The sequence below is a fragment of the Ignavibacteria bacterium genome (assembly GCA_016873775.1).
Classification (GTDB): domain Bacteria; phylum Bacteroidota; class Ignavibacteria; order UBA10030; family F1-140-MAGs086; genus JAGXRH01.
Genome location: VGWC01000027.1, coordinates 1 through 23,415, shown reverse-complemented (window position 1 = coordinate 23,415; position 23,415 = coordinate 1). Strand labels below are relative to the sequence as shown.

Here is a 23,415-nt window from a genome sequence, read left to right as displayed (position 1 = left end):
GATGACTTTACAAATGGTCATGTCCACCTGTCGTTTAACATTGCTGGCAACGTTTTGCCGCTTGCCGCGGTGAAGGATTTCGGAGAACTTCACTGTCAACCAGCACTACACTTGAATTTCAATTTACTTTATTTTCACTTCCACAACCTGGTCCCACACAAAAATACTGTTCACAACTTCCATTCCGCTAACAACTTTTCCGAAAATTGTATAGCGTCCGTCAAGATGCGGCGTAGGAGAATGCGTGATAAAAAATTGCGAACCTTCGGTATCTTTTCCCGCGCTCGCCATTCCAACAACTCCAACATCGTCATATTTCCGCAACGAAAACTCTGAACGAATTGCAAATCCCGGTCCTCCCCATCCATCGCCGCGCGGGTCTCCTCCCTGAATGACAAAATTGGAAACGACACGATGAAAAAATGTATTCGCATAATATTTTTCGTGTGTTGCAATCATTGTTTGCGCAAGTTTCAAAAAATTCATCACCGTGAACGGCGCATCGTTCACATACAATTCGAGAGAAATGTTTCCTTTGTTGGTGATTAGTTCCACTTCTGTTGTTTCTTTCAGCGCAAATAGAAATTTCCAGTCGAGATCCGTATGTATGGGTTTTGTTCCTCTTGCAATTTTCGCAGCGTAATCTTTTCCCGTAATTTCTTTCAACGCTTTAGCAGATGCGAGCGAAATTGTTTTATCGTCAAACTTCAACTGCTCTTCAAGAAATGCAATGGCTTTTTCACTTTTTATTTTTCCAAGTGTCGAAAGAATTTCCTGCATTACTTCTAATCCATCGGGATACTGCTGTTTCTTGTAACATTCGATAAGCGGAAGCACGCTGATTTCGCGAACAAAAAGCGAATCGCCAAGAAGTTGAACAACGGAAGTAAGCACCGCAACATCGTTCGAATCAAGCATCTCCATTAGTTTGATATACGTTTCGTGTTTCTTTGCAGTTTCTTTCGGATTGTGCTTGAAGTAATTTCGCAAACCGTCAATCGCTGTTCGCGCAAAGAGCGCATCGTTTGAAGAAGCATAATCGAGCAAGCGGCGATACGACGTTTCAGTGAACACATACGATTGACTTTCGATATATCGCGCGTTGAGTTGCTTCGCAGTTTTTGGGTACGGAAGTACATATCCTTCCGCTTTTTCAGAAAATATTTTTGCAAACGATACGGCGGCTTCTCCCTGCTGGCGAAGAGAATATTTTCCGCTTCTGTTCTGCGTTACGGAAAGAAGTATTTCCCAAAGTTCCGTACGCAAATTATCGCGAAGAGAATCATCCGGAGTAAAATTTCCTATCACTTTTATTGCTTCAAGCGAAACGTGTTCGTTCGAATCTTTTGAAAGCGGCATCAACGAGAACAACAATCCCTGATATAACAACGCTTTGAGATTTCCAAGAGAACGTATTGCATTCACACGCACGCGCCAATCACTGTCGTTTTCCGCGAATGTAACAATTGTTGGAATTGTTCGCGCGGCAACGTCGGGAATTTTTCCGAGCAAGGTTGCACAATTCATTCGTACGACTGCATCAGTATCTTCTGCAAACGAAAGTATTGTGTCCGTTGCGGCTTCGCTTTCCGATGTCCACCCGATTCGCTGTAACGCATACATTGCAGTTCTGCGGATGTTGGAATCGGCGTGATGGAATTGCTTAAGCGCTAACGTTGTCGCTTCCGGATGTTTTACGTTTCGAATTGCCGCGCGAGCAATTCCCATTAACAGCGACGCGCGGTTTGCCGAATCCGTTTCTTGTGCAAACGAATCGCAGAATTGTTGCAATCCTTCTTCCGAACAAAATTTTCCGAACTCTTCCAGCATTCGCGGAGACGTGAATAATTTTTTTCCGAACATTTTTTTCTCAAACATTTTTTTTCCGGTATCGCTCATTTGCGAAACCGTTTGCCCGATAGCAAATGCAACCGCTTCGCGAACGTTTGACTCTTTGTCGCTGAACATTTTTGAAAGTTCTTCAACAAGTGTTGTATCTTGCAGATTTCCACATGCAACAGCCGCGCGCATACGAATTGTTGCATCCTTATCGCGCAATAAACTGATAAGCCGCTTGTCGTTTCCTTTTCGCAAATCCTGAATTTCAAGAATGGTTTTTATTTTTTCCTGTTGCATCGTTTTCGCAAAGGAAATATGTAATAGTGCGATTGATAACATCAGGAGAGTTGTAAATTTTTTCATACGGTATTTTTTTGTTCTTCTTTCTTAAAAAAACTTTCTGTTTCTGAATTTTGCTCCGATTTCTTTTTCTACAAAATTTCGCGCTTGTGTTTCCTCTACTTCTTTCAAATCAACGATGGTCAACGTAGTATCTATATTGTTTGCTACGCATTGTTTCGCAAATTCTATCATTGCGGGAAAATATATATCTGCGTTCACGCGCATCAATTCGCCGTATTGTTTTTTATCAATGCTGTTCAAACTAATCGAAACCGAATCCACCAATCCGACGAGTTCCGGAACAATGTTGCGCTTATTGATGATGCTTCCGTGTCCATCGGTATTCAAACGAACTTTTCCTCCGTGCTTTTTTACCCACAGAGAAACTTCTTTCAAAACATCGAGACGAATTGTTGGTTCTCCGTATCCGCAAAAAACGATTTCGTCAAATTTTTTCGGTTCAAAAATTTCACGAATGATTTCTTCGCTCGAAGGTTCACGTTCAATTTTCAAATTATATCCCCATATTGTTGCTTCGCCTTTTCTGTCGCAGAAAACACAATCGGCATTGCATCGAATTGTATGATTGATGTATAAAGAATTTTTCAGTTTGTACGTGAATACAGGAGTTGGGGCGTTTCCAATTCCAAAAAGTTTATGCGCACCAAAAGAACTTGTTCTTCCCACATCTTCGATGGAAACATTTTGCAGCGAAGCAATTTTTTCTGCTATTCGCGGAATGTACGACGGCTCATTTCTTTTTCCGCGATACGGCGCGGGAGCAAGAAATGGCGCATCTGTTTCCAATAAAATATGTTCCATCGTTATTTGTGAAACTACTTCTTCCATCGAATTTTTCTTTTCTTTTTTGGAAGGAAACGTTACTGGACCGGGAATAGAAATATAAAATCCTTTTTCAGTTGCTTTTCTTGCTATGTTACTATCGCCGGCAAAACAATGAAACACTCCGCGCGGATGCGGATATCTACTGTCGGTGTTTCGTTTGGTTTTCATCCAATCGTTTTTTTCTTCGGCAATTTTAAAAATTGTTTCGTACGTTTCTCCGTTTGTTTCTCTGTCGTGAACGATAATCGGAAGTTCGCAACGTATTGCTATTTCTATTTGTTTTAAAAAAATTTCTCGTTGCACTTCACGCGGCGAATAATCATAATGAAAATCCAATCCGATTTCTCCTATGGCAACTACTTTTTTATGAAAACTCATTTTCTCTATTTCTTCCAATGCGTTTTCGCTTGCTTTGCTTGAATCGTGCGGATGAAAACCAACGGCGGCATAGATACCTTCGTATTTTTCTGCAAGAGAAATGGACTTTCTACTTGTTTCCAAATCCGTGCCGGGGACGATAATGTGTTGAACACCAACGTCGTTTGCTTTTTTTATGACGTCATCAATATCGTTTTCAAATTCCGAAAAGAAGAGATGGCAGTGAGTATCAACAAACATTTGTTTTTTATAATAAATAAATTTTTAAAAGATTATAGTTTTACTATTATTATTAGTTCTGTGCAAAAGTGGAAAAGTGAACAAACGTTTATTTTTTATTTTTATTTAGAGGAATAAAAAAAATTTTTTTGTTGAAAAGATATTGTTTCACTGTGGAAAAAAAATATTTATATATAGAAGAACAAAGTAATCTACTGTATGATTGAGTTTTCCACATTTCAGTAACATTAGTGAATTACTTACGTTCAACAAACTGCAAACGCGATTTTATATTTCGAATATCATTCTGAATGTTCTCATCTTTTAGAAATAACTCTTCAATGGTTTGATAAGAATGGACTACAGTAGAGTGGTCGCGTCCGCCAAAATGCAAACCGATAGTGAGAAAAGTAGAGTTTGTTAATTCCTTTGCTAGGAACATTGCAACTTGACGTGCGAAAACAATTTCTTGTTTTCGTGTTTTTTGCGAGAGCAAATCCTGCGGAATATTATAGTAAGTACTAACTACGCGTTGAATATCTTGAATAGTAACAACGGATTTAATTCCTCCAACAACAGTTCGCAGTACGTCTTTCGCGAGTTCGAGAGAGATGGTTTGATTTTCAAAAGAAGATTTTGCAATAAGATTATGCAAGCACCCTTCGAGTTGGCGAACGTTGGTAGAAATGTTTTGCGCCAAAAGTTCAGCAACATCGAGCGGGAGCCGCACACCTAACGCATCGCTTTTTTTAAGAAGAATAGCGATGCGCATTTCCAAATCCGGCGGTTGCACATCAGCAGTAATACCCATTTGGAAACGAGTAATGAGTCGTTCGTTGATTCCTTTTATTTCTTTTGGAGAACGGTCGCTGGAAAGAATAATTTGCTTTCCATCTTGATACAAAGAATTAAACGTGTGAAAGAAATAATCCAGCGTTTTTTCGCCGCCGAAAAATTGAATATCGTCAACAATAAGCACGTCAAGCGAGCGGTAAAAATTTGTGAACTCGATAGTTTTTTCGTGTTGAATAGATTCCACAAAGTTTTTCGTAAATTCTTCCGAAGTAATGTAGAGAATCCGCCTCGCTTTTTGGTGCGATAAAACAAAATTTCCGATTGCCTGAATCAAATGTGTTTTTCCTAAACCGGAGCCGCCATAAAGAACAAACGGATTAAATTCCGTTCCGCCGGTTTTATTTGCAACGGCGGCGGCGGCGGCGTATGCAAATTTATTGCTGTCACCTTTAATAAAATTGTCGAAAGTAAAACGGGGATTGAACGTATTAGAAACCGCTGGTTGTGCTTGACCGTTTGTGAACACCGACGGAAATTTATTGAGAGGGTTGCTACTCTGTTCACTTGGGGTTTTAGGCGGCGAGAAAAATGACGGCTCTTTTTCCTCGCTAAGAGCAACGGAGTTTTCTGATTCTTCTTTTTTAATCGAATATTCAATGTCCACCGACTTAGAGAGAATATCGGAAAGAGTGGACTTCAATAAATTACCAAAACGCTCATCTACCCAATCGGAAAAAAATTGACTGGGAACCTGAAGCGAAAAAGAATTTTTTTGGGAATCGAAAGAAAGCGGAACAATTTGTTCGAGCCAAAGGGAAAAATTTTTTGAAGAAACAATTGGACGAATTGTTTCCAAACATTGTTTCCAAATGTCTGTTGTATAGTTGGAAAAATTATTACTTTCGAAAGTAATATTCATTAAAGGTAAAGATACAAGTTCCATAAAAAGTAATTATGTAAAAATCAAAGAGTTAGAAATTAGCAGCGAGAAAGAGAATAGTAATCAACAGAGTTATGAACAAAGAATGATTAGGAGAAAACAGACGCATTGAAGTTTTCCACGAAACACACACAGGCGAACACCGATAAAAAACGCAATAAAACGGCTAAATGAATAGTTATCCACAAAAAAAATTTCTTTAAAAAGATAGTATAAAGAGAGAAGCAATTAGTGCGAAAAGTTTTCCACAAACCATAAACAATCGTTGGTTGCATTCATACATGGAAAAAGATAATGACTTTCTTGTACGAAAACCAAAAGTTTTACGAAATTTTTTTTGTGAGAGTAAAAAAGAAAAAAAATTTATTTTTTGCAAAGTCTTTTTGTAGATTTTCATCCCAATTTTTAATAACAATAGTCAAAATTTTTTGAGGAAAAAGTATGTCAAAAAAAATAGCAATAAATGGATTTGGTAGAATAGGAAGGTTAGTATTTAGCGCAATTGTAGATAGAGGTTTGTTGGGTAATGAGTTTGATGTCGTTGCCGTAGTAGATGTAAGCACAGACGCAAAATATTTTGCGTATCAGTTGAAATATGATTCTGTGCATGGAAAATTTCGGGGAACAATTTTAACGGAAAAAAGCAATCAGAGTGTTGCCGACGATGATGTTTTGGTGGTGAACAACAATAAAATAAAATGTGTAGCCGCAACGAAAGATCCATCAATGCTTCCGTGGAAAGAACTAGGGGTTGACCTTGTGATAGAATCAACAGGATTATATACGGATGGAGAAAAAGCACAAGGGCACATATTAGCAGGAGCAAAACGAGTATTGATTACAGCTCCGGCAAAAGGCGGGGTAAAAACATTTGTAGTGGGAGTAAATGATAATCAATACGATCCAGCAAAAGATAGTATTGTGTCAAATGCGTCATGTACTACAAACTGTTTAGCGCCTGTAGTATATGTGCTTTTAAAAGAGGGGGTTGGAATTGAAAAAGGTTTAATGACAACAATACATGCATATACAGCCACACAAAAAACCGTTGACGGTCCCTCCAAAAAAGATTGGAGAGGCGGAAGAGCAGCAGCAATTAACATAATCCCATCTTCTACAGGAGCAGCAAAAGCTGTAGGAGAAGTGCTTCCAGAAACAAAAGGAAAATTAACAGGGATGTCGTTTCGCGTACCGGTAGCCGATGTATCTGTTGTGGACTTAACGTTTCGTAGTGAGCGAGACACATCAATCGAAGAAATAGATGCACTTCTGAAGCGCGCTTCAGAAACATACCTGAAAGGAATTTTAGGTTATTGTAACGAAGAAGTTGTATCTACCGATTTTGTGCATGATGAAAGAGCTTCTATTTATGACTCGCTTGCAACAATGCAGAATAATTTGAAAGGGGAAAAAAGGTTTTTTAAACTAGTGTCATGGTATGATAACGAATGGGGATACAGTTGTCGGGTTGTTGATCTTGCAACAAAAATAATTTGAAATAAAAGAAGAAAAATTTGCAGGAGAAAAATAATTTAGTATATTTGTCGCCCAAAATTGAATACACGAAAGAAAAAATTTCTTTAGCGTAATCAATTCAAAAAATAAAGTAAATGCTTTATTCGAAGAGTTCTTTGAAATAGTTGTTAAAGCCCCTGAGATAAAACTAGAGTTTTATTCTGAAAAAACCAGAGGAAAATGCTCGGAGTAACATTTTTAGAAAAAAATTTACTACGGAGAGTTTGATCCTGGCTCAGGACGAACGCTGGCGGCGTGCCTAACACATGCAAGTCATGGGAGAAAGTGATAGCAATATCACGAGTAAACCGGCAAACGGGTGAGTAACATATAGGTAACCTACCACATGGATGGAAATAACCCTGAGAAATCGGGATTAAAGTCCAACGATATTTTTTGATGGCATCATCAAAAAATTAAAACTTCAAAAGAGTGCCATATGATGGACCTGTATCCGATTAGCTAGTTGGTAAGGTGATTGCTTACCAAGGCAACGATCGGTAGCTGATCTGAGAGGATAATCAGCCACACTGGAACTGAGACACGGTCCAGACTCCTACGGGAGGCAGCAGTGAGGAATCTTGCTCAATGGGCGAAAGCCTGAAGCAGCGACGCCGCGTGAAGGATGAAGTCCGTTTGGATGTAAACTTCTTTTGCAGAGGAAGAATAGCGTATTATGATGCGTTTGACGGTACTCTGCGAATAAGCACCGGCTAACTACGTGCCAGCAGCCGCGGTAATACGTAGGGTGCAAGCGTTGTCCGGAATTACTGGGTGTAAAGGGTCTGCAGGCGGATAAATAAGTCTATGGTGAAATTTTTCGGCTCAACCGAAAAATTGCCACTGATACTATTTTTCTAGAGTATGAAACAGGAAGACGGAATTCATGGTGTAGCAGTGAAATGCGTAGATATCATGAAGAACACCGGTTGCGAAGGCGGTCTTCTGGTTCATTACTGACGCTCATAGACGAAAGCGTGGGGAGCGAACAGGATTAGATACCCTGGTAGTCCACGCCCTAAACGATGGATACTCGATGTCGGTTTGAATAAATCGGTATCTGAGTTAACGCATTAAGTATCCCACCTGGGGAGTACGATCGCAAGGTTGAAACTCAAAGGAATTGACGGGGGCCCGCACAAGCAGTGGAGCATGTGGTTCAATTCGATGCAACGCGAAGAACCTTACCTGGGTTTGAAAAGCAAGCGACTAGCGATGAAAATCGCTTTCATAGAAATATGCGCTTGTACAGGTGCTGCATGGCTGTCGTCAGCTCGTGCCGTGAGGTGTTAGGTTAAGTCCTGCAACGAGCGCAACCCCTACACCTAGTTGCTAACAAGTAACGTTGAGCACTTTAGGTGGACTGCCTACGCAAGTAGTGAGGAAGGTGGGGATGACGTCAAGTCCTCATGGCCCTTATATCCAGGGCTACACACGTGCTACAATGGCCACCACAAAGGGTAGCTAAAACGCAAGTTGGAGCCAATCCCAAAAAAGTGGCCTCAGTTCGAATTGGGGTCTGCAACCCGACCCCATGAAGCTGGAATTGCTAGTAATCGCGGATCAGCACGCCGCGGTGAATACGTTCCCGGGCCTTGTACACACCGCCCGTCAAGCCATGGAAACTGGTGGTACCCAAAACCGGTAATTACCGATTAAGGTAAAACCAGCGACTGGGGCTAAGTCGTAACAAGGTAGCCGTACCGGAAGGTGCGGCTGGATCACCTCCTTTCTTAGGAGAAATTCAATTTATAGAATTTCACTTCGAAATCTATTTTTACCCAGGGCTTTAACACTATTTTATATACGGATTCAAATGGGCCTGTAGCTCAGGTGGTTAGAGCGCACGCCTGATAAGCGTGAGGTCGGTAGTTCAACTCTACCCAGGCCCACGTATGGAGGAATATATCCAGCAGTATGCTGGGGCTATAGCTCAATTGGGAGAGCGCATGGTTTGCAACCATGAGGCTAGCGGTTCGATCCCGCTTAGCTCCACTTTTTCATCCATTACTTTCTGTTACGTATAGTATAAGAAAGTTGACGATGATAGTTCTTTGAAAATAGAGATAAATAGCATATAATAATATAAGCTTAACAAAGCAACAAAAGTATTATTCTGTGTTATTTACAAACTCGAAAACATTTTGATTTTTGCCTTAAGAATGGGCGAAATCTATCTGATAGATTAATAAGTATTTTTGGTTAAGTTATTTAAGAGCGTTTGGTGGATGCCTTGGCACCAGAAGGCGATGAAGGACGTGATAACCTGCGATAAGCGTCGGGTAGGTGGAAATAACCTATAACTCGACGATTTCCGAATTGGGAAACCAACTTGGGGTAATACCCAAGAACTGTTTGCAGAATTCATATGCAAGCGTGAGCCAACGGGGGGAAGTGAAATATCTCAGTACCCCCAGGAAGAGAAAGTAAGAACGATTCCGTTAGTAGTGACGAGCGAACTCGGAACAGCCTAAACCTATAGATGTGTAAGGATGCAACCGTTACATCAGGGTGTAGCGGGATGTGCGTGGTCTAATTTGCATTAAAGACGAAGAGTAAAAAACCAATGTGTTAGTTGAATCGCGTGGAAAAGCGAACGACAAAGGGTGAAAGTCCCGTAAGCGAAAACACGTTGGCTCTTTGGCGCATAAACCCAAGTACCACGGAATAAGTGAAACTCTGTGGGAATCTGGAGGAACCATCCTCTAAGGCTAAATACTCATTGGTGACCGATAGTGAACAAGTACCGCGAGGGAAAGGTGAAAAGCACTCCTAGCAGGAGGGTGAAATAGTACCTGAAACCAAACGCTTACAAACGGTCGGAGCCGTTTATTTGTAGCAATGCAGATAAATGGTGACGGCGTGCCTTTTGCTTAATGAGCCTACGACTTACTCGTATGTAGCAAGAATAATGGACTTAGTCCAGAATTCATAGCGAAAGCAAGTCTGAATAGGGCGAAATAGTTATGTGCGGTAGACGCGAAATCCGGTGATCTATCCATGAGCAGGATGAAGTGGGGATAAAACCCCATGGAGGTCCGAACCAGTGTGGGTTGAAAACTACTTGGATGACTTGTGGATAGGAGTGAAAAGCTAATCGAACCGGGTGATAGCTCGCACTCCCCGAAATAGCTTTAGGGCTAGCCTCAAAATATAGTGTCTCGGAGGTAGAGCACTGATTGGGCTAGGGTCGTCACAACGATACCAAACCCAGACAAACTCCGAATTCCGAAGACATGTTTTTTGGGAGACAGGCGACGAGGGATAAGCTTCGACGCCGAGAGGAGAACAATCCAGATCATCAGCTAAGGTCCCCAAATAGGAGTTAATAGAGAAAGGATGTTGAGTTGCTTTGACAACTAGGATGTTGGCTTAGAAGCAGCCATTCATTTAAAGAGTGCGTAATAGCTCACTAGTCAAGCGACTCGGCGCCGATAATTCTCGGGACTCAAACTCCATACCGAAGCTATGAATTCGCTGAAAGGCGAATGGTAGGGGAGCATTCAATTCTGCATAGAAGATAGTTAGCGATAACTGTTGGAGCGAATTGAAACGCAGATGTAGGCATAAGTAACGATAAGGTAAGTGATAATCTTACCCACCGAAAATCTAAGGTTTCCTGAGCTACGTTCATCGTCTCAGGGTTAGCCGGATCCTAAGCCAAGGCCGAAAGGCGTAGGTGATGGAAAACAGGTTGAATATTCCTGTGCCTGGATATAATTGCTTGATAATAAGGAGTTTCGCAGAAGTGTAAGAACAGCCATCTTTTGGATTAGATGGTCTAAGGCCGTAGGTGTAAGGTGTTGGAAAACCCGCATCTTAGTTATCGCCGAGAGCCGAATGGGATCCCGCAAGGGAACAAACTGTTCCAAATCATGCTGCCAAGAAAAGCTTCGTATTAAAGATTGTATTCAGACCGTACCGTAAACCGACACAGGTAGATGAGAAGAGTATTCTAAGGTGCTCGAGTGAGCCATGGTCAAGGAACTCGGCAAATTAGCCGCGTAACTTCGGGATAAGCGGTGCCTAAAGTATGTAAGTGTGTACAACACAAGCAGAACTAGGTCGCAGTGAAATGGGCCAAGCGACTGTTTAACAAAAACACATCACTCTGCTAACACGTTAAGTGGATGTATAGGGTGTGACACCTGCCCGGTGCTGGAAGGTTAAGGAAGGGGGTTAGCGCAAGCAAAGCTCTCAACCGAAGCCCCAGTAAACGGCGGCCGTAACTATAACGGTCCTAAGGTAGCGAAATTCCTTGTCGGGTAAGTTCCGACCTGCACGAATGGTGTAACGATTTGGTCACTGTCTCGACCATGGGCTCGGTGAAATTGTGGTACCGGTGAAGACGCCGGTTACCCGCATATGGACGGAAAGACCCCGTGAAGCTTTACTATACCTTAACATTGAGTTCGGGCAAAGCATGTGTAGGATAGGTGGGAGACGTTGAAGTCGGAACGCTAGTTTCGACAGAGTCAACGGTGAAATACCACCCTTGTTTTGTTTGAATTCTAACCTCGTGCCGTGAAACCGGCATAGGAACAGTGTTAGGCGGGTAGTTTGACTGGGGCGGTCGCCTCCTAAATTGTAACGGAGGCTCCCAAAGGTTCTCTCAGCATGGTTGGTAATCATGCGTCGAGTGTAAAGACACAAGAGAGCTTAACTGCGAGACCTACAAGTCAAGCAGATGCGAAAGCAGGGCTTAGTGATCCGATGGTCCCGCGTGGAAGGGCCATCGCTCAAAGGATAAAAGCTACTCCGGGGATAACAGGCTGATCTCGCCCAAGAGTTCATATCGACGGCGAGGTTTGGCACCTCGATGTCGGCTCATCGCATCCTGGGGCTGGAGAAGGTCCCAAGGGTTTGGCTGTTCGCCAATTAAAGCGGTACGTGAGCTGGGTTCAGAACGTCGTGAGACAGTTCGGTCCCTATCCTATGTGGGCGTAAGATACTTGAGGAGACTCGCTCCTAGTACGAGAGGACCAGAGTGACCGGACCTACGGTGTACCTGTTGTCGCGCCAGCGGCAAACGCAGGGTAGCCATGTCCGGATGGGATAAGCGCTGAAAGCATCTAAGTGCGAAACCCGCTCCAAGATTAGGTATCTCTTCCCAGTAATATGGGAACAAGGACCGTAGAAGATGACTACGTTGATAGGCCATAGATGTAAATCCAGTAATGGATGAGTCGAGTGGTACTAATAGTCCGAACAACTTAGCCAGTTTTATTTATTAATCGTTCAAAGAGTCGCCCATTTCTTAAAGGTTTATTTTTTCAGTTCGAATTTGTTTTTCTCTATGTTTTTCTGGTGACTATGGCGAAGGGGAAACACCTGTTCCCTTTCCGAACACAGCAGTTAAGCCCTTATGCGCCGATGGTACTTCACTGGTAACGGTGTGGGAGAGTAGGAGGTCGCCAGGATTTTTTTTAATGCCTCATCGCTACAACGATGGGGCATTTTATTTTAAATGGAGTCCCATATTTGTAAAATAAAGCCATACGTTTGCATTTGGGACGCCGTAATTTAGAATATGTTTTCGCTACCTTTGAAGAAAAAAGGCAAAAAAACCGAAAAGGAGAGAATGAGGAAGTTGAAAAAGAGGCCTTTTTGTTTGGTTATTATACGTCTTCATGATGAGAATAGGCAAGGTTTGAAGAAGTTGAGGATTTCTTTACGCTTATTTCCTCTCACTCAAAGTACTTAAACTCCTCCACCAGCAAATGATAAATTTCTTCGCGCACTTCTTTGGTCTTTGTGGAAATTTTTTCAAACTGTAAAAGCAAATCTTCTTTGTAGTGCAACTCTGCGTATTTTTTTATTTGAATCAGCCCCGAGTGCGGCGTGAGAAAATCTTTGTAATCGAAATACTTGAAATACGCTTCATCTTGAAAGCCAACGCTTTTCAAAACTTGTCCCTTGCAGTATTTGAGATTCCACGTTTTGTATAATTGTTTGATGAGCGCAACCAACTCCGATGCTAATGCTGGCTTTGCAGAAATTTCTTTGTCGAGTGTTGTTGACCAAAACGATTCTTGATTTGTCGGACACATCGGATTATCTACAAACACTTCCGGTGCGCCAACAACGGGATTATCTTTTTCAAATTTTGTAACAACACATCTGTTTTCTGCCAAACCAAACGCAAAGCACAACGAGTAAAAATATTTTTCTTTTTGTTTGGAAATCTTCGGCGACCAAATATCAAATTGATTTGCCCACACGGGATAAACTCCATTCAATGCTTTTGTCAAAGCAAACCAAATAAAAGTTGATTTTGCAGAATCTAAGTCATAAGCGCAATAACTTTTAATAAGGGTCAAGAACAATATATTTGTCGCTCAATCGCTCTTCAAAAAATTCGTGCACAAACCACAGCGCGAATTTGCTCAAGTTATTATCTGTAAAAAATATTCCGTGCTGTTTTGCATATTCCGGTTTGATGCGTGTGATTACTTCATCGAAACGGCTGAAATAATAAACAACCGTCAATCCCTAACCTATTTCTGTCAGATATTATTGGAATTGTTCTATTTCTTGTGCGTAGGAAATCATAATTATTTTTTTCGGGCGAAAATATACTCAATTCGATTTCTAAAAAAATCTCTGCACCTCTTTGTTACGATAGAAATTTTTCCTTAAAAAACATTGAAGAAAATTTCACTTTTCTTCCCAACATTTCTTTTGAAAATGAATATGTTTTTTAGTAAGTTTTCCCCGCATTTTTACAACAAATTCACCTCAATAATGAATAATATTTTCTTCAATTTTTTCTGGAGTTTCTATGAAATTTAGCACCACCGGCGGTGGATTACTCAAAGTATTAAGCAAAGCATTTTCCGTTGTCCCTTCGAAATCGCCGCTTCCGATTCTCGACCATTTTTTGTTCGAAGTGTCGGGAACAACACTTACGGTTACAGCAACGAATTTAGAAATTACAATGGTAGTAACAACGAGCGTCAAAGGGAACACGAATGGGAAAATAGCGGTGCCAGCGTCAATAATCTTAAATACTGTGCAGGCACTTCCGCAAAACACGAGTGTAAATTTTGCAGCAAATATTGCTTCAAAAAAAATTGCGCTCACAACCGAAAAAGGAACGTATCATCTCACGGGACAAAACGCGGAAGATTTTCCCCAAGTCAGCGAATTTAAGTCCTCGGAAAAAGTTACGTTTGAACCCGAAACGCTTCGAAAAATCATTACGAGAACAACCTTTGCCGCAAGCACCGATGATTTGCGTCCCGCAATGACGGGCGTACTTTTTGAGTTCCTTGGAACAGAATTGCGCACCGTAGCAACCGATGGACATCGGTTAGTGCGCATTAAAAATAAGAACATCGCCAACGAAGGAAAGCGCGACCTCATCGTTCCGCAAAAAGCGTTGCAAATATTGGTGCGCTCTCTTGATGAAAACTCTTGCACGATAACACACGATGAAAACCAAGCGAAATTTTCTTTCGATGCAACAACACTGTACACACGCTTAGTGAACGAAAAATATCCGAATTACGAAGCCGTTATTCCCACCGATAACGACAAAAACGTACGCATCAATCGCGAAGATTTCTTGCAAGCCGTTCGTCGTATTGGGCTTTATACCAACTCGGAAACCAAACAACTTCGGCTTTCTATCAAGAAAAAAGAAATCATTGTTGCCGCAGAAGATATCGGGCTTTCCGGAGGAAACCAAAGTGCGAACGAGGAACTTGCGTGCGAAAATTCGAACGAAGAAATTGAAATCGGATTCAACGCTGGATATATAGCTGATGCGCTCTCACATTTGGAAAACGAAGAAATCATTCTTTCGTTGAGTACGTCAACGCGCGCCGCAATGTTCAAACCCGCACAAAATACGGAGAATGAAGACGTGTTGATGCTCGTTATGCCGGTGAGATTGAATTCATAAAAAGTTATTAGTTATCTGTTAATAGTTATTTGTCATACGATATCTACTGGTAACGTATAACTATTAACAAATAACTTTCAAATGCATTGCAACTTTCCTCTCTTCGTCTTCGAAATTTTCGAAAGCATGGTTTATCGCAACTTGATTTTGCCGATGGCGTGAATATCCTTGTCGGCGATAACGGACAAGGCAAAACGAACATTCTCGAAGCAATCAGTTTCCTTTCGCTCACAAAAAGTTTTTTATCGGCGAGCGATTCGTTCGTGTGTAAACACGGAGAAGAATTGTTTGACGTTGCGGGAAAAATGATTTCGGATAATGGCGTGGAATACAATGTTCGCGTTGCGCATCAAATTTCTACCGCTGAAAAAGTTTTCACGATTAACAAACAAAATGTTGAGCCGCGTTCATCGGTGCTCGGAAAATTTCCGATTGTGATTCTTTCGCCGCATCATTCCGCAATTACGTTTGGTTCTCCGAGTGAACGAAGAGCGTTTGTGGATTTTGTGTTGTGCCAATCGTCGCGCGTGTATCTCGAACAATTGCAAACGTTTCGCCGCATTTTAAAACATCGCAACGCATTTCTTCACGAAGCAAAAATTTCTCGAAAGCAACTCGATAATAGTTTTGAAACGTGGAATGAGCAATTCATCGAAGCAAGTGCAAACGTAATAAAAAAGCGCAATGAATTCATTCAACATTTTCAAACGTATGTTGCAACTGCGTATGAAGAAATTGTCGAGCGTGATGAACAACCGAGTTTAACGTACGCGCCGCAAATTTCTTTAACGAACAATTCTTCACTGTTTGAACTTGAAATGTTGCTTTCCGAAGAATTGCAAAAAGAAAAACTGCGCGAACTTGCTATTGGAAATTCGGTTGTTGGTCCTCATCACGATGAAATTGATTTTCGTTTGAACGGATTTGAATTGAGAAAATTTGCTTCGCAAGGACAACATAAAACATTTCTCGTTGCGTTGAAAATGGCGGAGTTTCATTATTTGAAAAATGCGTGCAGCGAAACGCCGATGTTTTTGCTCGACGATGTTTTCAGCGAACTCGACGAACAACGCGCACAAAAAGTTTTAGATTTAGTTCGCAAACACGGACAAACATTTGTAACGACAACAAATTCCGATTCGCTTGATGAAATTCTGTTGTATGGTGAAGAGAATAAAAAGTTTACAGTTGATGATGGAAAAGTATTGAATAGTCAGTTGGAATATAACCTTGACAATAACTGACAACTGCCTACTGACGATTGACAATTATGCGAAAACATTTTTCTCGACAACGAACAAACTCTTATCCAAAAGAATTGAATTCTGTTCTTCATAATGCAATTCAATCACTGGGATTAGCACACGGCATTGCGCAAGGAAAAGTGTTGAACGAATGGAATTCAATCGTCGGCGAACATATTGCAAACGTAACAAAACCGGAACGATTCGATAAGGACACATTATTTGTTAGCGTAACATCAAGCGCGTGGCGTAACGAATTACTTTTTTACAAAGAAAATATTTTGAAAAAAATTTCCTCTCTCGTGGGAGAGGGAATTGTGAAGGATATAAAGTTTCGGTGATAGTAATTGGTAATTAGTAATTTGTAATTGGAATTCGGATTATGCTACGATTAGAAGATTTAGAAGTTTATCAACTTTCTGAAACGCTTGCGGATTTAGTTTGGGAAATTTGTATTTCTTTGGATTGGTTTGCAAAAGATACGATTGGAAAACAATTAGTTCGAGCCGCAGATTCTATCGGTGCAAACATTGCTGAAGGATTCGGAAGATTTAGTTATAAAGAGAATATTCAATTCTGTTACTATGCACGAGGTTCACTACTTGAAACACGCCATTGGTTACGAAGAGCAAAGAAAAGAAATCTATTAACCGCAGAACAAGAAAACGCGTTAAAGAAAGTCTTGCAATTACTTTCTCCAAAATTAAATGCGTATATAAAAGTAAACAAACAACAGACCCCAAAAGAAAAATAATACCAATTACTAATTACGAATTGCAAATTACAATTTAAAATATGGCAAAAAACAAATTAGAAGAACTCGAAGAAAAAACAAACGGCGAAACGTACACCGCTGATGACATTACCGTTTTAAAAGGACTTGAAGCAGTGCGTCGTCGTCCGGCGATGTATATTGGCGATGTCAGTTCTCGCGGATTACACCATCTCGTGTATGAAGTCGTTGATAACTCGATAGACGAAGCGCTCGCGGGATATTGCACCGATGTCAACGTTACGTTCAACAAAGACGGTTCTGTTTCCGTGCAAGATAATGGTCGCGGAATTCCCGTGGACATTCATCCCGAAGAAAAACGCAGCGCTCTTGAAGTTGTAATGACCGTGTTGCACGCGGGAGGAAAGTTCGATAAAGATTCATACAAAGTTTCCGGTGGATTGCATGGAGTTGGCGTTTCCGTTGTAAATGCGTTAAGCGAATGGCTCGAAGTCGAAGTTGTGCGCGACGGAAAAATTCATTTTCAAAAATATAAAAAAGGCGATCCGGTAGAAGCAGTAAAAGTAATCGGCAAAGCGGGCAAACAAGGAACGGGAACAAAAGTTACATTTTATCCTGATGGAACAATTTTCAAAAACAGAACATTCAAGTTTGAAATTATTGCAGAACGGTTGCGCGAACTTGCGTTTCTGAATCCATCCGTTACGCTCACACTGAAAGAAGAAGCAACGCAACAAGAAGAAACATTTCATTTCAAAGGCGGATTGCTCGAGTTTTTGAAATACACTGATGCAACGCGCCCTTCCATAATGAAAAAATCTTTTTACGCAAGTGGAAAAGGCGAAGACGAAAGCGGGCGAACGGTGGAAGTAGAAGTAGCGTTTCAGTATAACAATGGTTACAGTGAAAATTTGTTTTCGTACGTGAACAACATCAACACGCACGAAGGAGGAACACATCTCGTTGGTTTTAGAACGTCACTCACGCGCACGTTGAATAATCACGCATCGAAAAATAATCTCATCAAAGATGCAAAAATTCAACTCACCGGTGATGATTTTCGTGAAGGATTGACGGCAGTTGTCAGCGTGAAAGTTCCGGAACCGCAATTTGAGGGACAGACAAAAACGAAACTCGGCAACAGCGAAATAAAAGGAATTGTTGAAGGCGTTGTCGGCGAACAACTTTCAACGTGGCTCGAAGAAAATCCGAGTGTAGCAAAAAATATAATCGAAAAATGTTTACGCGCCGCAGAAGCACGAGAAGCCGCAAGAAAAGCGAGAGAACTTGCGCGAAGAAAAAATGCGCTTGACGGCGGCGGACTTCCAGGAAAACTTGCGGATTGTTCCATCAACGATCCGGAACATTGCGAGTTGTATTTGGTTGAGGGAGATTCTGCAGGCGGTAGCGCAAAGCAAGGGCGCGATAGAAAATTTCAAGCGATACTTCCGCTGAAAGGAAAAATTTTGAACGTGGAAAAAGCGCGCTTGCACAAAATGTTGGAGAATGAAGAAATCCGCGCAATTTTTACTGCGATCGGAACAGGTGTCGGTGACGGTTTCAATCCGGAAAAACTTCGATACAATAAAATTATTCTGATGTGCGATGCCGATGTTGATGGTTCGCATATCCGCACGTTGTTGCTCACGTTGTTGTTCCGCCATATGAAAGAGCTCGTAGAACTTGGACATGTATATATTGCGCAACCGCCGTTGTATAAATTAAAAAAAGGTAAGCAAGAATTTTATGCGTACGATGATGAAGAGCGCGATGATATTTTGAAACGCTTAAAATCTGAAAAGAAAAATGGAAGTGAAAAAGAAGTCGAGGAAGAAGAAACGGGAGAAGAAGTTGCAATTGCAGAAGGTGAAGCGCCGGTGAAAAAAGGAAACGTTGTGATTTCCCGCTACAAAGGTTTGGGAGAAATGACACCGGAACAATTATGGTCAACAACAATGAATCCCGAAACGCGAACCGTGTTGCAAGTAACGCTGGAAAATGCCGCCGATGCCGATAGAACGTTTTCCATTTTGATGGGCGATGAAGTCGAACCGCGTCGTCAATTCATCGAGAAGAATGCGAAGTATGTGAGAAATTTGGATGTGTGATGACCATCCTCGGCATTGACCCCGGCACACGCATTACCGGCGTTGGAATTCTTGATACAACTTCAAAACAAAAAAAAGAAATACGTATTCTTTTCAGCGATGCAATACTTCTTAATCCGAAAGACACAATGCCGATGCGATTGAAAGAAATTTTTGAAGCGCTTTCGTTACTTGTAAAAAAATTCAATCCGGGAGAGGTTGCAATCGAAACTATGTTTTACGGAAAGAATGCGCAATCTGCAATGAAACTCGGACACGCGCGCGGTGTTGCAATGCTTGTCGGCGTGTTGAACAATCTTCCCGTATATGAATATTCTCCGCGCGAAGTAAAAAAATCCGTTGTCGGCTATGGCAACGCATCGAAAGAACAAGTGCAGGCAATGGTTCAGCGATTGTTGAAATTAAAATCTGCGCCAAAACATTTCGATGAAACAGATGCGCTTGCCGTTGCCCTGTGCCATTTCAATTCGAGAAATTATTCTTCAAATATTCTTTTGCAACAAAGAGCAAAACGATTCAAAAACTGGAGATCATTTCTTGAACAGAATCCCCAAAAACTTGTTATCCGAAATTAGTATTCTGTAATCTGAATTATGATTGCACTTCTTCGTGGGAAAGTACTTCACAAATCTCCAACAGAAATAGTTGTTGATGTCAATGGCGTTGGTTATGCGGCATCAATTTCTCTTTCAACATTTCAAGCGTTGGAGCATTCTTCAAAAGAAATTCAACTCTTCACGCATTTGTACGTTCGCGAAGATACAATACAACTCTTCGGCTTTGCGACAGAATTCGAACGCGAAATGTTTAGATTGTTAATTACGGTTTCTGGCATCGGTCCGAAAATGGCACAAACAATTCTTTCCGGAATGAATACGGAAGAATTACGCAATGCAATTTTTTCGCAAAACGTAACGTTGCTTACAACGATTTCCGGCGTCGGCAAAAAAACCGCAGAACGTTTGATTGTGGAATTGCGCGACAAACTCGGAAAAGTGGAAGTGAAAGAATCGTTCGTATCAATTCCGTATGCGCAAACCTCTGTGGTTACGGAATCTATAAATGCGTTAACATCGCTTGGTTACAACAGAATTCAAGCAGAGCAAACGGTACGTACTATTGTTCAACAATCAAACGAGGGAACATTATCCGTTGAAGAAATTATCAAACGTTCGTTGAAGAAAACGTAACAATTTCCTATTACAAAATTAAATGGCGATTTCTTTTTTTGAGGAATCGCCATTGGTATTACCGCGGAAAGGAAATTATTTTTGCAACAACAATTTTTTCGCGTCAACAAATTTGCCCGCTTGCAAGCGATAGAAATACATACCGTTGGAAAATTTTTCTGCGTTCCACTCAACGGAATATGTTCCCGCCGGAAGTTCTTTGCTGAGAAGCGTTGCAATGTCTTCGCCGATGAGATTGTAAATTTTTAGCGAAACAAATTCTTCCTTCGCAAGCGAAAACTGAAAGTGCGTAACGGGATTAAACGGATTCGGATAATTTTGTGAAAGGGAAAATTGCAGCGGAGAATTTTTATCATAAATCCCAAGCAGAGGTAGATAATTTCCAAAGTTTATATTTTCGTGTACGAGCCCGTCGTCCAAAATAATTTGATACACAGCCATTGGCGGAGAAGTTTGAATCCATTGCGGTTTTCTCTGTTCGCGAACAGTATATGTTCCTGAAAACAAACGGTCAAATTCATAATAGCCGAATGAGTTACTCATTATCGAATCGCTTTTCGCCCCCGAAAGAAAAACTTTCCATCCGCTTAACCCTACTTCATTGGAATCGCGAACGCCGTTGCTATCTGCATCGTTGAAAACAAATCCGCTGATTTTTCCCGGTTGATATACGCCGAAATGAAACGAAGGTATAGAATCACCGCTAGAAATAAGTCTATACCAATTACCGGAACTCGGATGAGTATACCTCCATCCTTGTTTAAGAACTAATTGTATTTCATAGTCTCCGGGAGTAAGTTGATGAAACTGGTATTCACCGGTTGAATTTGTTAATGCCGAATCATTTCTTACTCCTGTCAATTTTACTTTCCAGTTTTCAAGAAATGCTTCGTTGTTGTCTTTTATTCCGTTTCCATTTTTATCATTGAAAACATATCCGCTCGCGCTTGCGAATTTGAAACTTCCGAAAAATTTTCCCAATTCAACTTCATTGCTGTCAATAATAATTGTGTATTGTGAATCCGGAAATGTTTGCACCCAATCATTCGGGAGAATTTGATAAATATAATACGTTCCCGGCAAAAGATTTGTAAAGGAATATGAACCAAATTCATCGGTGTATGTTGTTTCATTCGCCGCACCCGAAAGAATAATTTTTCTGTTTTCTATGAAGTCTTCGTCATCATAAAGTCCGTTTCCTTCATAATCTTCAAATGCCTTTCCCAAAATTATTCCCCGCAGTATTTTTACAGAATCCTGAAGCCAGTTTTTATAGTTTACAAATCCTATACTGTTGTTATCAAACGAATCGTAAATCGCGGAAATATTGCTCGGATACGGATTGCTGTTCATTTCTGCTGTTGTTGTTGGTCCCCACCAATTGTATTCGGCGTTGAGAGAAGCAGAACTGTTGTTTTCTAAATCTAAACCGCCATTATTATACAAGTGATTTGATTGAATGAAAACACTACTTCCATAAATAACCAATCCATTGGAAATATTCGAACGAATGTTGTTTTCTCGAAAAAGCAATGGTATAAAAATTTCACCCCAAAATTCTAGTGCTGTTTCATTAAAAGTGAATGTATTTTTTTCAAAAAAATAATGAGATGAAATTAATGGCTCAACATAAAAATCATTAACAGAGAGAGACATTCCTAAAACATTTTTGCTAATTTGATTTCTCGAAAAAACTCCATACAAGCAATCAGTATCAAATTCCATCCCCACGGAAAAATTACTTACAATATTATCATTACATATAATTTTTTTGCAGTCTCCATAAACCGTGATGCCATCGTCTAAAATAGTGTTTGTAGAAACTCCTTTTAAATCGTTTTCGGATATTGTTATTTCGGAAGCATTATCTACATCCCCAATGTATAACCCGTTGCCGGCGTAGTTTTCCGCCGAATTACCAATCAAAGAAAGAATCGTTGGTTCTTCATAATCATAGGAGTATTCGATACTGTAAACAGATAAACCATCCGATACATTTTTAATACTGTTCTGTTCAATTCTAATGATGTATGTTTCGTAAATATTATCCACATACATTCCCCACGCTTCTTGTGTTTCTGATATGATTGAATTGCCTCGTATATCCACCGATGCGTATGAAAATCCACCACAAAAAACTCCACTCGGTTCATAACCGTCTTGTGCAAGCGAAATAGAATTGTTGTTCAAAGAAATCATAGCCGTAGGAAAATTTAGGTGTTTCAATGGTTGCTTCTTTGAAGATTCATCGCGGCGATTCCTGATTCGTTTATCTTTATGCGTCTGTCTGTCAAATTGATTTTTTCGTTGTAATCCCGAAAGCCGTTTACCACGAAATTTATCTTGCGACCGAACTTCTTTTTCCTTTCCATTTTTTGAAGAAGTATTTTTCTTGAATTCAGAATATCCTTCAAACTCTCCAAGATATATTCCAACTCCGGGAGTATGAACAATCGTATTGTTATTTACTTCAAGTAAATGGCTAAGAACACTTTCGATATAGATTGCGTTCTCAATCGCGTCCGCATTTGTATTATCAATAGTATTACCGGAAATACTTACTCGGCTGTTAAAAATTTCATCATTGTAAAAGGAACCCAATAAAATGTTTGCATCCCCAAGGCAATGAGAAATAATATTGTTATCAATTATCAAACTATCCGAATAAATATCGTAATCAAGATAAATTGCATTTTCCGTTTCTGTAATAGTATTTCCGCTGATACTCGTCAAGAGTTCGCAGTATAATTCGAACGCGCTTGCAAATCCTTCAATGCTATTGCTATCTGCTTCCAATACTCCCCACGCTTCTGTGAAGATGCCAATTTCGCCGGTAAAAGTATTCTGTTGCGTTGGAGAATGTTGTTCGCGAGTTTTTTCTGTAATAGCGCGAACGGTGTTCATACTCATTGATGCGTGTCTGCAATTCACATCGGGGAAATATAATCCGTTGTTTCCGCTTTCGATATTATTGGAATTAATGTTGACTGTTCCGCTACCGACATCTTCGCTTGCGTAGATAATATCAACAAAAATTCCATTTGCAACATTCCGTATAAAATTTTGCTCAATCGCTACGGAAGGAACTTCTTCGAGCGACTCGCTGTAAATACCAACATCCGCTCCGTATTGATTGGTGATGGAATTATGAGAAATATCTACTTCGCTTTCATACACACTCAACGCGCTAATTCCTGTTTCGCCAGTAAGAAAAGTAATCGTGTTATTGCGTACGGCAAAGAGAGAACGCGCGGCAGAGTTTTTTTGTGTACGTTTTTGCAAGTGTTTTTTTCTGCTTTTGAAATGTTGTAGGCGTTCATTACGCGTTGGTAATTTTTTTGAAAAAGAATTCGCAATATT

14 protein-coding genes, 2 tRNA genes and 3 rRNA genes are annotated in these 23,415 nt (G+C 40.6%); 13 read left to right on the top strand and 6 right to left on the bottom strand.

Annotation, left to right across the window (positions count from 1 at the left end):
• Nucleotides 1–123 precede the first annotated feature (123 nt).
• The 3 genes from FJ218_05520 to dnaA all read right to left on the bottom strand — a co-directional run bounded on the left by FJ218_05520 (nt 124) and on the right by dnaA (nt 5,362).
• Nucleotides 124–2,202 carry a hypothetical protein gene (locus tag FJ218_05520; protein MBM4166359.1) on the bottom strand — a complete coding sequence of 693 codons (2,079 nt, stop codon included), beginning with the start codon at nt 2,200–2,202 and terminating at the stop codon, nt 124–126.
• Nucleotides 2,203–2,226: 24 nt separating this feature from the next.
• On the bottom strand, nt 2,227–3,645 hold the full coding sequence (locus FJ218_05515; protein ID MBM4166358.1) for a YchF/TatD family DNA exonuclease: 1,419 nt from the start codon (nt 3,643–3,645) through the stop codon (nt 2,227–2,229).
• Nucleotides 3,646–3,880: 235 nt separating this feature from the next.
• Nucleotides 3,881–5,362 carry a chromosomal replication initiator protein DnaA gene (gene dnaA, locus FJ218_05510; GenBank protein MBM4166357.1) on the bottom strand — a complete coding sequence of 494 codons (1,482 nt, stop codon included), beginning with the start codon at nt 5,360–5,362 and terminating at the stop codon, nt 3,881–3,883.
• Nucleotides 5,363–5,800: 438 nt separating this feature from the next.
• Between dnaA and gap the strand changes: the two genes are divergently transcribed.
• The 6 genes from gap to rrf all read left to right on the top strand — a co-directional run bounded on the left by gap (nt 5,801) and on the right by rrf (nt 12,294).
• On the top strand, nt 5,801–6,856 hold the full coding sequence (gene gap / locus FJ218_05505; protein ID MBM4166356.1) for a type I glyceraldehyde-3-phosphate dehydrogenase: 1,056 nt from the start codon (nt 5,801–5,803) through the stop codon (nt 6,854–6,856).
• A gap of 230 nt (nt 6,857–7,086) precedes the next feature.
• Nucleotides 7,087–8,611 (top strand): 16S ribosomal RNA (locus tag FJ218_05500).
• A gap of 81 nt (nt 8,612–8,692) precedes the next feature.
• Nucleotides 8,693–8,766, top strand: a tRNA-Ile gene (locus FJ218_05495).
• A 30-nt stretch (nt 8,767–8,796) separates the two neighbouring features.
• A tRNA-Ala gene (locus FJ218_05490) sits at nt 8,797–8,869 on the top strand.
• A gap of 200 nt (nt 8,870–9,069) precedes the next feature.
• Nucleotides 9,070–12,099 (top strand): 23S ribosomal RNA (locus FJ218_05485).
• A gap of 78 nt (nt 12,100–12,177) precedes the next feature.
• Nucleotides 12,178–12,294: ribosomal RNA gene (gene rrf, locus FJ218_05480) — 5S ribosomal RNA — on the top strand.
• The 16S, 23S and 5S rRNA genes sit together here with 2 tRNA genes alongside, the layout of an rRNA operon.
• Before the next feature lie 267 nt (nt 12,295–12,561).
• Here rrf and FJ218_05475 read toward each other — a convergent pair.
• Both FJ218_05475 and FJ218_05470 read right to left on the bottom strand, forming a co-directional pair.
• Nucleotides 12,562–13,200, bottom strand: a complete 639-nt coding sequence (locus tag FJ218_05475) for a hypothetical protein (protein ID MBM4166355.1) — start codon at nt 13,198–13,200, stop codon at nt 12,562–12,564.
• Entirely contained in the window at nt 13,181–13,363 is a 183-nt protein-coding gene (locus tag FJ218_05470) for a hypothetical protein (GenBank protein MBM4166354.1), read from the bottom strand. Before FJ218_05470 ends, FJ218_05475 begins: the two co-directional genes overlap by 20 nt.
• A 292-nt stretch (nt 13,364–13,655) precedes the next feature.
• Between FJ218_05470 and dnaN the strand changes: the two genes are divergently transcribed.
• The 7 genes from dnaN to ruvA all read left to right on the top strand — a co-directional run bounded on the left by dnaN (nt 13,656) and on the right by ruvA (nt 20,055).
• The gene (dnaN, locus tag FJ218_05465) at nt 13,656–14,780 is read left to right on the top strand and encodes a DNA polymerase III subunit beta (protein ID MBM4166353.1); all 1,125 of its coding nucleotides are present in this window, start codon (nt 13,656–13,658) and stop codon (nt 14,778–14,780) included.
• Between the two features lie 86 nt (nt 14,781–14,866).
• Entirely contained in the window at nt 14,867–16,024 is a 1,158-nt protein-coding gene (recF, locus tag FJ218_05460; GenBank protein MBM4166352.1) for a DNA replication/repair protein RecF, read from the top strand.
• Nucleotides 16,025–16,050: 26 nt separating this feature from the next.
• Nucleotides 16,051–16,365, top strand: coding sequence for a DUF721 domain-containing protein (locus tag FJ218_05455; protein ID MBM4166351.1), 315 nt, complete (start codon nt 16,051–16,053; stop codon nt 16,363–16,365).
• Between the two features lie 41 nt (nt 16,366–16,406).
• Nucleotides 16,407–16,778, top strand: a complete 372-nt coding sequence (locus FJ218_05450) for a four helix bundle protein (GenBank protein ID MBM4166350.1) — start codon at nt 16,407–16,409, stop codon at nt 16,776–16,778.
• A gap of 41 nt (nt 16,779–16,819) precedes the next feature.
• Complete coding sequence (gene gyrB, locus FJ218_05445) at nt 16,820–18,865, top strand: DNA topoisomerase (ATP-hydrolyzing) subunit B (GenBank protein ID MBM4166349.1); 2,046 nt, start codon at nt 16,820–16,822, stop codon at nt 18,863–18,865.
• Nucleotides 18,862–19,440: a crossover junction endodeoxyribonuclease RuvC gene (gene ruvC, locus FJ218_05440; protein MBM4166348.1), complete on the top strand. Its 579-nt coding sequence runs from the start codon at nt 18,862–18,864 to the stop codon at nt 19,438–19,440. The genes gyrB and ruvC overlap by 4 nt, the downstream gene beginning before the upstream one ends.
• 18 nt (nt 19,441–19,458) lie before the next feature.
• Complete coding sequence (gene ruvA, locus FJ218_05435; protein ID MBM4166347.1) at nt 19,459–20,055, top strand: Holliday junction branch migration protein RuvA; 597 nt, start codon at nt 19,459–19,461, stop codon at nt 20,053–20,055.
• 75 nt (nt 20,056–20,130) lie between these two features.
• On the opposite strand, the gene FJ218_05430 is transcribed toward ruvA, so the two are convergent.
• Nucleotides 20,131–23,337: a T9SS type A sorting domain-containing protein gene (locus tag FJ218_05430; GenBank protein ID MBM4166346.1), complete on the bottom strand. Its 3,207-nt coding sequence runs from the start codon at nt 23,335–23,337 to the stop codon at nt 20,131–20,133.
• Nucleotides 23,338–23,415 lie beyond the last annotated feature (78 nt).

What these genes read in the sequence shown, in the direction of transcription:
- FJ218_05450 (MBM4166350.1), top strand. Translation starts at nt 16,407, where the DNA reads ATGCTACGATTAGAAGATTTAGAAGTTTATCAACTTTCTGAAACGCTT.
- dnaN (MBM4166353.1), top strand. Translation starts at nt 13,656, where the DNA reads ATGAAATTTAGCACCACCGGCGGTGGATTACTCAAAGTATTAAGCAAA.
- dnaA (MBM4166357.1), bottom strand. Translation starts at nt 5,362, where the DNA reads ATGGAACTTGTATCTTTACCTTTAATGAATATTACTTTCGAAAGTAAT.
- gap (MBM4166356.1), top strand. Translation starts at nt 5,801, where the DNA reads ATGTCAAAAAAAATAGCAATAAATGGATTTGGTAGAATAGGAAGGTTA.
- gyrB (MBM4166349.1), top strand. Translation starts at nt 16,820, where the DNA reads ATGGCAAAAAACAAATTAGAAGAACTCGAAGAAAAAACAAACGGCGAA.
- FJ218_05515 (MBM4166358.1), bottom strand. Translation starts at nt 3,645, where the DNA reads ATGTTTGTTGATACTCACTGCCATCTCTTCTTTTCGGAATTTGAAAAC.
- FJ218_05455 (MBM4166351.1), top strand. Translation starts at nt 16,051, where the DNA reads ATGCGAAAACATTTTTCTCGACAACGAACAAACTCTTATCCAAAAGAA.
- ruvA (MBM4166347.1), top strand. Translation starts at nt 19,459, where the DNA reads ATGATTGCACTTCTTCGTGGGAAAGTACTTCACAAATCTCCAACAGAA.
- FJ218_05520 (MBM4166359.1), bottom strand. Translation starts at nt 2,202, where the DNA reads ATGAAAAAATTTACAACTCTCCTGATGTTATCAATCGCACTATTACAT.